Annotated in this window: 12 protein-coding genes; 5 read left to right on the top strand and 7 right to left on the bottom strand. The window is 68.2% G+C overall.

The features are described from left to right. Positions 1–6 precede the first annotated feature (6 nt). The gene (locus ACSFA2_RS07255) at positions 7–339 is read right to left on the bottom strand and encodes an SMR family transporter (RefSeq protein ID WP_435454638.1); all 333 of its coding nucleotides are present in this window, start codon (positions 337–339) and stop codon (positions 7–9) included. Next, positions 336–899, bottom strand: coding sequence for a TetR/AcrR family transcriptional regulator (locus tag ACSFA2_RS07250; RefSeq protein WP_435454637.1), 564 nt, complete (start codon positions 897–899; stop codon positions 336–338). Before ACSFA2_RS07250 ends, ACSFA2_RS07255 begins: the two co-directional genes overlap by 4 nt. Before the next feature lie 111 nt (positions 900–1,010). Between ACSFA2_RS07250 and ACSFA2_RS07245 the strand changes: the two genes are divergently transcribed. From ACSFA2_RS07245 to ACSFA2_RS07225, 5 genes are all read left to right on the top strand, one after another. Further along, positions 1,011–1,682, top strand: a complete 672-nt coding sequence (locus ACSFA2_RS07245) for a DUF899 domain-containing protein (RefSeq protein ID WP_435454636.1) — start codon at positions 1,011–1,013, stop codon at positions 1,680–1,682. A gap of 123 nt (positions 1,683–1,805) precedes the next feature. Beyond that, positions 1,806–2,450 (top strand): arylformamidase, encoded by a 645-nt coding sequence (gene kynB / locus ACSFA2_RS07240; RefSeq protein ID WP_435454635.1) that lies wholly within the window; start codon positions 1,806–1,808, stop codon positions 2,448–2,450. Beyond that, positions 2,447–3,766, top strand: coding sequence for a kynureninase (kynU, locus tag ACSFA2_RS07235; protein ID WP_435454634.1), 1,320 nt, complete (start codon positions 2,447–2,449; stop codon positions 3,764–3,766). Before kynB ends, kynU begins: the two co-directional genes overlap by 4 nt. A gap of 1 nt (position 3,767) precedes the next feature. Then, positions 3,768–4,607 (top strand): tryptophan 2,3-dioxygenase, encoded by an 840-nt coding sequence (kynA, locus tag ACSFA2_RS07230; protein ID WP_435454633.1) that lies wholly within the window; start codon positions 3,768–3,770, stop codon positions 4,605–4,607. 117 nt (positions 4,608–4,724) lie between these two features. Then, the gene (locus ACSFA2_RS07225) at positions 4,725–5,981 is read left to right on the top strand and encodes an SMI1/KNR4 family protein (protein WP_435454632.1); all 1,257 of its coding nucleotides are present in this window, start codon (positions 4,725–4,727) and stop codon (positions 5,979–5,981) included. A gap of 38 nt (positions 5,982–6,019) precedes the next feature. Here ACSFA2_RS07225 and ACSFA2_RS07220 read toward each other — a convergent pair whose 3' ends face one another. The 5 genes from ACSFA2_RS07220 to ACSFA2_RS07200 form a co-directional block, all read right to left on the bottom strand. After that, a complete protein-coding gene (locus tag ACSFA2_RS07220; RefSeq protein ID WP_435454631.1) occupies positions 6,020–7,198 on the bottom strand; it encodes an FAD-dependent monooxygenase in 1,179 nt (392 codons plus the stop codon). Positions 7,199–7,201: 3 nt separating this feature from the next. Then, the gene (locus ACSFA2_RS07215; protein WP_435454630.1) at positions 7,202–7,474 is read right to left on the bottom strand and encodes a DUF6587 family protein; all 273 of its coding nucleotides are present in this window, start codon (positions 7,472–7,474) and stop codon (positions 7,202–7,204) included. 5 nt (positions 7,475–7,479) lie between these two features. Next, positions 7,480–9,381 carry a ferrous iron transporter B gene (gene feoB / locus ACSFA2_RS07210; protein ID WP_435454629.1) on the bottom strand — a complete coding sequence of 634 codons (1,902 nt, stop codon included), beginning with the start codon at positions 9,379–9,381 and terminating at the stop codon, positions 7,480–7,482. Then, a complete protein-coding gene (locus ACSFA2_RS07205) occupies positions 9,374–9,685 on the bottom strand; it encodes a FeoA family protein (protein WP_435454628.1) in 312 nt (103 codons plus the stop codon). The genes feoB and ACSFA2_RS07205 overlap by 8 nt, the downstream gene beginning before the upstream one ends. A 183-nt stretch (positions 9,686–9,868) precedes the next feature. Next, positions 9,869–12,736, bottom strand: a complete 2,868-nt coding sequence (locus tag ACSFA2_RS07200) for an aconitate hydratase (protein ID WP_435454627.1) — start codon at positions 12,734–12,736, stop codon at positions 9,869–9,871. Between the last annotated feature and the right edge of the window lie 180 nt (positions 12,737–12,916).

The raw sequence follows: 12,916 nt of genomic DNA, 5'->3' as shown, positions 1-12,916 counted from the left end.
GGCGCGTCAGTGCGTCGCGCTCTTCGAGAACAGGTTGATCACCAGCACGCCCGCGACGATCAGCGCCATGCCGCCGATCGCCGCCGCATCGAGGCGCTGCTTGAAGATGAACCAGCCGACGACCGCGGTGAGCACGATGCCCACGCCGGACCAGATGGCGTAGACGACCCCGATGGGCAGCACCTTCAGCGTCAGCGAGAGGCAATAGAAAGAGCCGGCATAGCCCGCCGCCGTGACGAGGCTCGGCCACAGGCGCGTGAAGCCTTCAGAGGCCTTGAGGAAGGACGTGGCGATGATCTCGAGCACGATCGCGGCGCCAAGGATGAGATAGGTGTTCAAGCGGTGGGTGCCTCGGTGGATGACAGGGCCAGCAGGGATTCGCCGAGCGATGCGCGCTGCGACGCGGTGAGCTTGTAGACGCCCAGCAGATCAGACAGCCAGAGCCCGTCCGCCGCCAGACGCATGATGAGTTCGGCGTTGTCCGTGGCCGCATCGCCGGCCCGGTTGTCGGCCACCCAGCTGCTCCAGCGTTCGGCAACGGCCCGGTCGATCACGGCGGCGACGAGGATCGCGCGCCAATGCGCCTGTTCACTCGCCTCGTCGACGCCGTGCAAGGTGGTGCGCACATAGGCCCGCGCCGCGCTGCCCGGGCCGGTGTCTACGTCGCGCGCGACCGCCAGCTCCGCCTGGAACTGCTGCATGTAGCTGTCGCACATGTCCGACAGCAACTGCTCGCGGGTGCCGAAGTGGTGCTGCACCGCCCCCTTGGTCACGCCGGCGAGTTCGGCCACGGAGCCCATGGAAAGCGGCTCGCCGTGCGCGAGCAGCTCGGCAGCGGCGGCGATGAGGTTGGCGCGGACCGCATCGGGGTCCTTGCGTCGGCGGTGGGCTTCAGACATCGCGGCAGTCTAACATTACGAAAAGAATGTTTTAAGCGAGTCATTTTGCGGCTTGCTGTTTACCTGTCGACTTGATATGTGTACTCTGTCCACAAATCGAAGGAGCAGGCCATGAACTACCCGGACATCGTTGCGCGCCAGCACTGGCAAACCGCCCGCGACGCGTTGCTGAAGGAAGAGAAGGAACTCACCCGTGCCCGCGACGCGCTGAACGCGCGCCGGCGCCAGCTGCCGATGACGCAGATCACGCGCGACTACCTCTTCCGTTCGACGGCCCGTCACGACCTGCGGCTGATCGATCTGTTCGAAGGGCGCGACCAACTCGTCGTCTATCACAACATGCTCACGGCGGACCACATCTGCCCTGGCTGCTCGCTCTTCAGCGACAACCTGATGAACGACTTCTCGCACCTGCATGCACGGCGCACCACCTTCGTGATGGTGGCGCGCGCCAGCGTGCCGCGTATCGAGGCGGTCAAGCGGCGCATGGGGTGGACCTTTCCGTGGGTGTCCTGCGAAGGCACCGACTTTCACGAAGACCTGGTGACGGCGCAGAACAACGCGTACTTCGGCCTGTCGGTCTTCATTCAGAAGGACGGGCGCGTGTTCCAGACCTGGTTCACCTCCGGCCGCGGCGTCGAGGAGGCCAGCAACACCTTCAAGCTGCTCGACCTCACGCCCTGGGGCCGGCAGGAAAGCTGGGAGCGCTCGCCGCCCGGCTGGCCGCAGGAGCCGACCTTCAGCTGGACGCGGCTGCACGACGAATACACCGCCCACCCCTGAACGCTGCCCAGGCGGCGGCTGACTGAGCCCTGTGCCAGCACGGGCGCCTCGGTTCCCCGCTTTTCGCATGGCCGTTGGAAATAACCGACACCACGACCCGCGGAGCGGCGCTAACTTCGCGCCATGTCAGTCCATCTTCCTCGGCTCTGGGACATTTCCCCCCCCGTGTATGAGGGTGCGCCGGTCTTCCCCGGCGACACGCCCTACCGGCAGCGCTGGGCCGCGCGCATCGGCCCGGGTTGCCCGGTGAACGTCAGCGAGATCACGCTGTCGCCGCACGTCGGCGCGCATGCCGACGCGCCGCTGCACTACGCGCCCGACGGCGCCACCATCGGCGACGTCGACCTCGCGCCCTTTCTCGGCCGCTGCCGCGTGATCCACGCCATCGCGTGCGGCCCGCTGATCGAGTGGGCGCACATCGAACACGCCGTGGCCGACCTGCCGCCGCGCGTGCTGGTGCGCACCTACCAGCGCGCGCCGGTCGAGCGCTGGGACGACGCCCTCGCCGCCTACGCACCCGCCACCATCGAACGCCTCGCCGCACTCGGCGTGACGCTGGTCGGCATCGACACCGCCAGCATCGACCCGGCCGACAGCAAGACCCTCGACAGCCACCAGGTGATCCGCCGCCTGAACCTGCGCGTGCTCGAGAACCTGGTGCTCGACGAGGTGCCCGAAGGCGACTACGAACTCATCGCGCTGCCGCTCAAGCTGGTGAGCGCCGACGCGTCCCCCGTGCGTGCCGTGCTGCGCGAACTTCTTCCATGACCTCCACGACCATGACCCTCGACGACTGCCGCGCCCTCGACCGCGCCGACCCGCTGCGCGACCTGCGCCCCCTGTTCACGCTGCCCGAGGGCGTGATCTACCTCGACGGCAACTCGCTCGGCGTGATGCCGGCCGCCGCACCCGCACGCATCGCCGAGGTGGTGGCGCAGGAATGGGGCACCGGGCTGATCCGCTCGTGGAACACCGCCCGCTGGATCGACCTGCCGCAGCGCCTGGGCAACAAGCTCGCGCGCCTGATCGGTGCCGCGCCCGACGAGGTGATGTGCACCGACAGCACCTCGATCAATCTCTACAAGGTGCTGTTCGCCGCGATGAGCCAGGCGATCGACAGTGGGGACAGCAAGCGCCGCACCGTGGTGAGCGAGCGAAGCAACTTCCCGACCGACCTGTACATCGCCGAGTCGCTCTGCCGCGAACGCGGCTTCACGCTGACGCTGATCGACAGCGTCGACGCGCTGCCCGCGGCGCTCACGCCCGAGGTCGCGGTACTGATGCTCACGCACGTGAACTACCGCACCGGTGCCATGCATGACATGACGGCCGTCACGGCCGCCGCGCATGCGGTGGGCGCGCTCACCGTGTGGGACCTGGCGCACAGCGCCGGCGCGGTGCCGGTGACGCTCAACGAGAGCAACGCCGACTTTGCGATCGGCTGCGGCTACAAGTACTTGAACGGTGGTCCCGGTGCGCCGGCCTTCGTGTGGGTGAACACGCGCCATGCGAGCCGCTTCGAGCAGCCGCTGTCGGGCTGGTTCGGCCATGCCGCGCCCTTCGAGTTCACGCCGCACTACCGCCCGGCCCCGGGTGTGGCGCGTTACCTGTGCGGCACACAGCCGATCATCAGCCTGTCGGCGCTCGAATGCGGGCTCGACACGCTGCTCGCCGCCGAGCCCTTCAACGCGGATTTCGGTCCGATGGCGGCCTTGCGCGCCAAGTCGCTGGCGCTGACCGATGCCTTCATCGCGCTGGTCGAGGCGCGCTGCCCCGACCGCTTCACGCTGGTCACGCCGCGCGACCACGCCCAGCGCGGCTCGCAGGTGTGCCTGGCAATGGCCGAAGCGACCGAAGCCCAGGGCAACGCCGCCTACGCCATCGTACAGGCGCTGATCGCCCGCGGCGTGATCGGCGACTTCCGCGCCGGCGACGCACAGACGCCGCACATCCTGCGCTTCGGCTTCACGCCGCTCTACCTGAGCTTCGAGGACGTGTGGGATTCGGTCGAGCATCTCGTTCAGGTGCTCGACAAGGAAGAGTGGAAGCGCCCCGAGTTCAACGAAAAGAACGCGGTGACCTGACATGAGCGAACCCGAAAAGATCGTCCACGACGAGAAGGCGCAGCTCGACTTCAGCCAGTCGATGAGCTACGGCGACTACCTGCATCTCGACGAGATCCTGAATGCGCAGCACCCGCTCTCGCCGGCGCACGACGAGATGCTCTTCATCGTGCAGCACCAGACCAGCGAGCTGTGGATGAAGCTCATGCTGCACGAGCTGACGGCCGCCACGCGCTGCATCGCGACCGAGCAGTTGCCCGACGCCTTCAAGATGCTGGCGCGCGTGACGCGGATCATGGAACAGCTGGTCGGCGCATGGACCGTGCTCTCGACCATGACGCCGCCCGAGTACAGCGCGATGCGGCCGTACCTCGCGAGCTCCAGCGGCTTCCAGAGCGCGCAGTACCGCTGCATCGAATTCGCGCTGGGCAACAAGAACGCCGCGATGCTCAAGCCGCACGCACACCGGGCCGATCTGCTGGCGCAGGTGGACGCAGCCTACCGCGCGCCCTCGCTCTACGACGAAGCGCTGCGCCTGCTGGCGCGGCGCGGGCTGGCCGTTCCGTCGGGCCACGTGGAACGCGACTGGACGCAGCCCTACGAAGCGAGCGACGAGGTCGAGGCAGCCTGGCTTGCGGTCTACCGCGACCCACGCCAGCACTGGGACCTGTACCAGCTGGGCGAGAAGCTCACCGACATCGAGGACGCCTTCCGGCTCTGGCGCTTCCGCCACGTGACGACGGTGGAGCGCGTCATCGGCTTCAAGCGCGGCACCGGCGGCACCGGCGGTGTGAGCTACCTGCGCAAGATGCTCGACGTGGTGCTGTTCCCCGAGATCTGGACGCTGCGCACCAGCCTTTAGGGCCTGTTAACGCTATTTCCGGAGATTGCGTTAACAGGCCCTAGTTCGGCCGGGTCGATCCCCGGTACCCATCTCCCCCGCGCAGGGCTATTCTGTGCAACGCAACGGGAGACAGCGATGACCGAAGACAGTTTTTCCACCACCGAACTCGACGTCTTGCGCGCGCACGGCATCGTGCTGTTCGCCGATCGCGTGATCTTCGAGGCAGAGCCGCCGATGACGACCGGACAGATCGCCGAGGTGCAGGCGGCGTGCGCCGGGCCGATCCCGGCGGAGCTCGTCGCGCTGTGGCAGCAGACGGCCGGCGGCAGCCTCGACTACGACCTCACGCTCTCGATGAAAGGCAACGAGGAAGCGATCAGCTGGAACGAGCTCTTCTTCCACGGCAGCCCGGGCTACCGCGACCTGCAGGGCTGGATCGCACACGAGCAGGCGTGCGCGGAAGAAGCCGCGGAGGAAAGCGGCAAGCCCTGGAGCGGCCGGCTCACGCACCTGCCCTTCGGCGGCTTCGAGTACCTGGACCGCATCTACGCCGTGGTCGAACCCGGCGACGCGCATGGCCAGATCATCGCGTGGAAGCAGGGTCTGCCCCCGGCCTGGACGCATCGCCTGCACGAAGACAGCATCAGCCCGATCGCGCCCGACCTGCGGGCCGCGTTTGCCGCGCTGCATCTCAACGAAGACCCGCTGGCGCCGTCGGGCGACTATTTCTCGGGGCAGACGCTGATTGAGTACCTCGATGAGCGGCACCAGTCGCACGGGCTGGAGATCGCGCTGATGGACAAGCTGGTCGCCTTCTACCGCCGTGCCATGGTCGACTGGCGCACGCCGCTGGCCGACGGCACGCTGCGCCACCACGGCGCACTGGCGCATGTGGCACTGCGCCATGCGATTGCCACGGACGACGCCGAACTCGTGGCCGCACTGGCAGCAGCCGGCGTGCCCTTCGACGGTCCGCTGTCGGGCAGCGCCATGGCCACCGACGTCGCGGTGGGCGCACGCGCCTTCGCCGCGGCCGCGGCGTTGGTGCGGGCCGGTGCGCCGGTTGCGCCGGAGGCGCTGAGCAACATCGACAGCGCCATCGCGCCGGAGCTCACGGCCGCCTTGCTGGCGAACGGCGCCGAACCCGACATGGCGGCGATGGTGAAGTGCGTTGCGTGCGGCGCGCCGGCCAGCGCGCGACTCATCGCTGACGCGTGCGCACGCGTGGACATCGACGTACCCGCGGCCTACGAGACGCATCGGGACGCGATGCTGGACGAACTGCGCTCCTCGCTGGCGAAGGTGCGCGATCCGAGCCAGGCGTTCTCGCACTACCTCGGGGCCGAAGGTCTCGCCACGCGCATCGAGCACCTGGAGAGCTTCGCACTGTGACACGCCGAGCGTCTGCGGACGTTCGGCGCACGGTTCGATCAGTGCGCGTACAGCCAGGGCTGATCGAGGAGGCGCGCGCCCAGCGTGCGCATGGCCAGATCCCGCGCCATGCGCAGCGGGCCGGCGGCATGAAAGATCTGTGCATTGCGGCGTGCCCGTGCCTGCACCCGCGCGTTGCGCTGCCAACGTGCGTTGGCGTAGCGACGCAAGGCATCGGGTACGACATCGCTGTCGACTGAACGCAAGGCCTCGGCCAGCGCCACCGCGTCCTCGATCGCCATGCCGGCGCCCTGCGCCAGGTACGGCAGCATCGGGTGCGCCGCGTCGCCGACCAGCGCGATGCGCTCGTGCGCCATCTGGGTCGGGCCGGTGAGTGGCGCGCGGTCGTGCAGTGTCCAGGCACGCCAGGTCGGTACGGCGCTCAGGTAGCCCTGCAACGTCGTGCTGCAGCGTCCGGTGGCCCGCTGCAGCGCCTCGAGGCTGGTCGTCTGGTCCCAGTCGCGCGCATCGCCGGCCGGCGCGGCTTCGGCCAGCACCACCACGTTGAGCAGTTCGCCCCCGCGCACCGGATAGACCAGCGCGTGCAGCCGATCGCCCAGCCACACGCGCACCTGCGTGCTGCGCTGCGCCAGCGGCAGGGCGGCTTGCGACAGCAGGCCACGCCAGGCGGTGTGGCCGGTGGGCCGCGGCGCGGGGCCGGGCTCGCCGAGTTCCGCACGCACGACGCTCCACAGGCCGTCGGCCCCGATCAGCGCATCGCCCTCCCAGGCCCGTGCGCCGTCGGCGGCGACCGTCACCGCATCGTCGGAGCGCTCGATCTGCGTCAGGCGCGCCGGGTGGTTCAGCGCGACATCGGTGTGTTCGCGCACGGCGGTCAGCAGCACGCCATGCAGGTCGGCGCGGTGCACGCAGCAGTACGGCGCGCCGTAGCGCTGCAAGGCCGTGCCGCCCAGTGGCAGGCGGGCCAGTTCATGGTCGTCATGGGCCGCACGCACCACCAGCGTGTCGGGCCGCGCGGCGATGGTGTCGAGCGCATTCGCCAAGCCCAGGGCATGCAGGCGGCGCACCGCGTTCGGCCCGAGCTGGATGCCGGCACCGACTTCGGCGAAGACGCCGGACTGCTCGAACAGCTCGACCCGGTGGCCGCCACGTGCCAGCGCGAGCGCGCTCGTCAGGCCGCCGATGCCGCCGCCGGCGACCAGAAGCTGCAGTGCCATCCCTCAGCGGGCGGCGCTGGGCGGCGCGTCGGTGGCGGCCTGGCCGGTCTTGGCCGAGCCGCAGCTACCGCAGCTGTCGCATGAACCGCAACCCGAGGTCTTGGCAAGCGACGCGGCCAACGCGTCGGCGCGCTGCGCATCGACCAGGCCGGCGCGGTGCGAGCCGGCGGCAAGCTTGGTCGCGGCCGAGCGCCGCCAGCCCGCAGGCATCCAGCGCCACACCGCATAAACGGCGGCAAGCGTCACGATGATTCCGACGATCAGGTTCTGTGCCATTCGTTTCAACCCCAGCCCAGTGCGAGCGCGATTCGATAGGTGATGAAGCAGGCCAGGTAGGCCAGCCCGAACAGGTAGCCCGCCATGATCCACACGTACTTCCACGAATTGGTCTCGCGCTTGACCGCGGCGAGCGTCGAGATGCACTGCGGCGCGAACACGAACCAGACCAGCAGCGACAGCGCGGTGGCGAGCGACCAGCTGCCCGCGAGCAGCGGCTCCAGCGCGGTGGCCACGTCGTCGCCGGTGGCCGACAGCGCGTACACCGTACCGAGCGCGCCCACCGCCACCTCGCGCGCCGCCATGCCGGGCACCAGCGCGATCGAGATCTGCCAGTTGAAGCCGATGGGCGCGAAGATGTGCTGCAACGCGCCACCGATCCTGCCGGCCAGGCTGTACTGGATGGCCGGCCCGGTCGCGCCCTCGGGCGGCGACGGGAAGGTCGACAGGAACCACAGCAGGATGGTCAGCGTGAGGATGATGGTGCCCACGCGCTGCAGGAAGATCCAGGCGCGCTCGTACAGGCCGAGCAGCAGGTTGCGGGCATTGGGCCAGCGGTACGCGGGCAGTTCCATCATCAGCGGCGAATGCTGCTGGTTGTCGCGGAAGCGCTTCATCACCCAGGCCACCGCCATGGCCGAGACGATGCCGAAGACGTAGAGCGCGAAGAGCACGACGCCCTGCAGGTTGAAGATCCCGCCCACGGTGCGCGCCGGGATGAAGGCCGCGATCAGCAGCGCATACACCGGCAGCCGCGCCGAGCAGGTCATGAGCGGCGCGATCATGATCGTGGTCAGCCGGTCGCGCCAGTTGCTGATGGTGCGCGTCGCCATCACGCCCGGAATGGCGCAGGCAAAGCTCGACAGCAGCGGGATGAACGAGCGGCCCGACAGGCCGACGGTGCCCATCACGCGATCGAGCAGGAAGGCTGCGCGCGGCAGGTAGCCGGAATCTTCCAGCGCGAGGATGAAGAGGAACAGGATCAGGATCTGCGGCAGGAAGACGATCACGCCGCCGACGCCGGCCACCACACCGTCGACCAGCAGGCTCTGCAGCATGCCCTCGGGCACCACCGCCTTCACGGCCTCGCCCAGCCATTCGGTGCCGGCCTTGATGGCGTCCATCGGCACGTTGGCCCAGCTGAACACCGCCTGGAACATCAGGAACAGCGTGACCGCCAGCACCAGCATGCCCCACAGCGGGTGCAGCACCACGCGGTCGATGCGGTCGCTGGTGGCCAGACTGCCGACCGGCTCGGTCACCGCCAGGCCGAGGATGCGCCGCACCTCGCGCTGGGTGGCGAGCACGTCATCGAGTTCCGGGGCCACCCAGGGCACCGGCGCGGTGGCCACCACCGGCGTGTCGAGCGCGGCAAGCAGGTCGCGCGCCCCCCCGGCGTGCACGCCCACCGTTTCGATCACCGGCACGCCGAGCTCGCGCGAGAGCACGGCGGCATCGACCACGATGCCCTGGCGCTTGGCCATGTCGGTCATGTTGAGGGCCACCACCATCGGCAGGCCGAGTTTCCTGGCTTCGAGCACCAGCCGCAGGTTGAGGCGCAGGTTGGTCGCGTCGGTCACGCACACCAGCAGGTCGGGGGGCGGTTCCTTGCTCTGGCCGGTGACGACATCGCGCGTGACGGCTTCGTCGGCCGACAGCGCGTTGAGGCTGTAGGCACCGGGCAGGTCGAGCACGAAGACGCGGCGCCCGCCGGCAGTGAGCAGCGTGCCTTCCTTGCGCTCGACAGTCACGCCGGCGTAGTTGGCCACCTTCTGGCGGCTGCCGGTCAGCAGGTTGAAGAGCGCGGTCTTGCCGCAGTTGGGGTTGCCGAGCAGGGCGACGCGCTCGGGCGGGGCGGCCGCGGCGCGGGTGGCGTTGGGACGGAAGTCGAGCGTGGCTTCAACCATGGTGGCTCGCTCCGCGGGTGACGTGGATGAAAGCGGCCTCGTGGCGACGCAAGGCGAAGGTGGTGTGGCCCAGGCGCACCGCCAGCGGGTCGGCGCCCGGCATGCCGGTGGCCACGATGCGCACCGCCTCGCCGGGCACAAAACCGATCTCGGTCAGACGCAGCACCAGCTCACGGTCCTGGGCGGCTTCGGGCCGCAGCACGTCGAGCACCGTGGCCCATTCGTTGATCGGTAGCTGGTCGAGGCTCAGCGCCCCGGCCGACGCGCCCGCGGCCACGGGGGCCGCCAAAGTCGTTGTTGTCACCCGAACATTCCATCGAGATAAAGATGAGAATTATTCTCGAAAACGATCGACAGGGCCAAAGAAGGCACGACGAAGCCCCTTGGTCCTAGTGCGACAAGACGACGCTGGAACGAAAGAACGCCGATGCCCCCCGAGGGACATCGGCGTTTCGTCAGTCGCTGGTCAGCGGCTTCGCGGGTCGAATCAGGCCGCCAGCAGCTGCCGCAACACGAAGGGCAGGATGCCGCCGTGCTTGTAGTAGTCGACCTCGATCGGCGTGTCGATGCGCAGGCGCACCGTGGCTTCCTGGTGCGTGCCATCGGGCCGGTGCACCACCAGTTTCACGTCCATCATGGGCTTGAGGTCGCCCTCGATCACCACGTCGATCTTCTCGTGGCCGGTCAGGCCCAGGCTTTGCCACGAATCGGCGCCGCGGAACTGCAGCGGCAGCACGCCCATGCCGACCAGGTTGGCACGGTGGATGCGCTCGAAGCTGCGCGCCACCACGGCCTTGATGCCCAGCAGCTGCGTGCCCTTGGCCGCCCAGTCACGCGACGAACCGGTGCCGTATTCCTCGCCGCCGAAGACCACGGTGGGCACGCCCTGCTCGATGTACTTCATCGCGGCGTCGTAGATGAACATCTTCTCGTTGCCCGGCTGGAACAGCGTGAGGCCGCCCTCTTCCTGCGTGCCCTTCTCGTCCGGCGGCAGCATGAGGTTCTTGATGCGCACGTTGGCGAAGGTGCCGCGCATCATGATCTCGTGGTTGCCGCGGCGCGAGCCGTAGCTGTTGAAGTCGGCCTTTTGCACGCCGTGCGCCTTCAGCCAGATGCCCGCGGGCGAGCTCTCCTTGATGGCGCCGGCCGGCGAGATGTGGTCGGTGGTGATCGAGTCGCCGAAGAGCGCCATGATCCGCGCGCCCGAGAAGCCCGGGTTGGTGGCGGCCGGCTTCATCTTGAAGCCCTCGAAGAAGGGCGGCTCGGCGATGTAGGTCGAGGTGGGCCAGTTGTAGACGTCGCCGCTCACGCCCTTGATGCTGCTCCACAGCTTGCCGGGGTTCTCGGCGATCTGCTCGTAGTTCTTGCGGAAGGCCTTGGCGTTCATCGCGAAGTGCAGGTTCTCGTCGATCTCCTTGGCGGTCGGCCAGATGTCGCCCAGGTACACGTCCTTGCCGTGCTTGCCCTTGCCCACCGGCTGGGTCATCAGGTCGACCATCACGTTGCCGGCGATGGCATAGGCCACCACCAGCGGCGGCGAGGCCAGGAAGTTCGCCTTCAGGTTCGGGTGGATGCGCGCCTCGAAGTTGCGGTTGCCCGAGAGCACTGCGGCGGCGACCAGGTTGTTGTCGGTGATGACTTCGTTGATCTCCGGCGTGAGGTCGCCGGCGTTGCCGATGCAGGTGGTGCAGCCGTAGCCCGCGAGGTAGAAGCCCAGCTTCTCCAGGTACGGCATGAGGCCGGCCTTCTCGAGGTACTCGGTGACGATGCGCGAGCCGGGCGCCAGGGATGTCTTGACGTGCGGCTTGACGGTGAGTCCGGCCTCGACCGCCTTCTTCGCCAGCAGGCCCGCGGCCAGCAGCACGCTCGGGTTCGAGGTGTTGGTGCAGGAGGTGATGGCGGCGATCAGCACGTCGCCGTTGCCGATGGTGACCTGGCCCTTGGGCGCCGCGGGGGCGGTCGCGCTCACATGGGCCGCGGCCTTGGTCGAACGGTTGGCGACCATCTCGACCACCTGGCGCGGCGCGCCGGGCGCGGGCGCGGGCGCCTCGACGTCGTTGGCCTGGCCGTTCCTGGTGAGCGGGTAGCGGATCTTCAGCTTGTCGGCCGGCTGGTTGAAGCCGTTGGCGTCGTTCGGCTTGCTGTAGAGCTCGGAGAACTTGGTGGCCAGGTGGCCGAGGTCGATGCGGTCCTGCGGGCGCTTCGGCCCGGCCAGGCTGGGCGAGACGGTGCCCAGGTCAAGGCGCACGATCTTCGTGTAGCTGAGTTCGCCGGGTGCCGGCATGCCGAACAGGCCCTGGGCCTTGTAGTAGGCCTCGAAGCGCTCGATTTCCTTCTGGGTGCGGCCGGTGCCCTTGAAGTAGGCCAGGGTCATCTCGTCGACCGGGAAGAAGCCCATGGTGGCGCCGTACTCGGGCGCCATGTTGCCGATGGTCGCGCGGTCGGGCACGGCGATCGACGCGGCGCCAGGGCCGAAGAATTCGACGAACTTGCCCACCACCTTCTCGCTGCGCAGGATGGCGGTGACGAAGAGCACCAGGTCGGTGGCCGTCACGCCTTCACGCAGCTTGCCGGTCAGTTCAAAGCCGACCACGTCGGGCGTCAGCATGTAGACCGGCTGGCCCAGCATCGCGGCCTCGGCCTCGATGCCGCCCACGCCCCAGCCAACCACGCCGATGCCGTTGATCATGGTCGTGTGGCTGTCGGTGCCGACCAGCGAGTCGGGGTAGTACGTCGGCACCTCGGCCTTGTCGTCGGCGGCCTTGTAGACGCCACGCGCGAGGTATTCGAGGTTCACCTGGTGCACGATGCCGAAGCCCGGCGGCGTGACGCCGAAGGTGTCGAAGGCCTGCATGCCCCATTTCATGAACTGGTAGCGCTCGTTGTTGCGCTGGAACTCCAGCTTCATGTTGAGGTCGAGCGCCTTGGGCGTGCCGTAGTGGTCGACCATCACCGAGTGGTCGACGACCAGGTCGACCGGCACCAGCGGTTCGATGGTCTTGGGGCTCTTGCTGAGTTTCTGCGCCACGCTGCGCATGGCGGCCAGGTCGGCCAGCAGTGGCACGCCGGTGAAGTCCTGCAGCACCACGCGGGTGACGACGAAGGGGATTTCCTCGGTGCGCTCGGCGTTGGGTTGCCAGTTGGCCAGCTGCTCGACATTTTCGACGCCGACCTTCTGGCCATCGCAATTGCGCATCACCGACTCGAGCACGATGCGCAGCGAGACCGGCAGCTTGGCGATGTTCGGGTATTGCTTGGCGAGTTCCTTCAGCGACCAGTATTTGCCGGACCCTCCCGATGCCGTCTTGAATGTCTTGAGGGCGGATGCGAAAGGGTGTGCCGGTGCTTTGGCCATGGGAACTCCTGTGAATCGTGGGGGCACCTGAAAGATAGCAGGCTTCGAAGTCATTTGCTGTCGGAGGGATGGCCGTGAAACGACCACAGCAGCCGTCGGCGACGGCCCACACGAAGGCGCGGCATTGATGCGCCCTCGGGCCGCATCGCACTCCTTAGCTTGATGCAATACCTCAGAACC

It is taken from the genome of Variovorax cryoconiti (assembly GCF_051216395.1).
Lineage (GTDB): Bacteria > Pseudomonadota > Gammaproteobacteria > Burkholderiales > Burkholderiaceae_C > Variovorax.
Note: the sequence above shows the minus strand (reverse complement) of the source record. Positions and strands in the feature narration are given on the sequence as shown.

Excerpts from the sequence above, each read along its gene's own strand:
- ACSFA2_RS07200 (WP_435454627.1), bottom strand. The coding sequence starts at position 12,736 with ATGGCCAAAGCACCGGCACACCCTTTCGCATCCGCCCTCAAGACATTC.
- feoB (WP_435454629.1), bottom strand. The coding sequence starts at position 9,381 with ATGGTTGAAGCCACGCTCGACTTCCGTCCCAACGCCACCCGCGCCGCG.
- ACSFA2_RS07220 (WP_435454631.1), bottom strand. The coding sequence starts at position 7,198 with ATGGCACTGCAGCTTCTGGTCGCCGGCGGCGGCATCGGCGGCCTGACG.
- kynA (WP_435454633.1), top strand. The coding sequence starts at position 3,768 with ATGAGCGAACCCGAAAAGATCGTCCACGACGAGAAGGCGCAGCTCGAC.
- kynB (WP_435454635.1), top strand. The coding sequence starts at position 1,806 with ATGTCAGTCCATCTTCCTCGGCTCTGGGACATTTCCCCCCCCGTGTAT.
- ACSFA2_RS07245 (WP_435454636.1), top strand. The coding sequence starts at position 1,011 with ATGAACTACCCGGACATCGTTGCGCGCCAGCACTGGCAAACCGCCCGC.
- ACSFA2_RS07225 (WP_435454632.1), top strand. The coding sequence starts at position 4,725 with ATGACCGAAGACAGTTTTTCCACCACCGAACTCGACGTCTTGCGCGCG.
- ACSFA2_RS07215 (WP_435454630.1), bottom strand. The coding sequence starts at position 7,474 with ATGGCACAGAACCTGATCGTCGGAATCATCGTGACGCTTGCCGCCGTT.
- ACSFA2_RS07250 (WP_435454637.1), bottom strand. The coding sequence starts at position 899 with ATGTCTGAAGCCCACCGCCGACGCAAGGACCCCGATGCGGTCCGCGCC.
- kynU (WP_435454634.1), top strand. The coding sequence starts at position 2,447 with ATGACCTCCACGACCATGACCCTCGACGACTGCCGCGCCCTCGACCGC.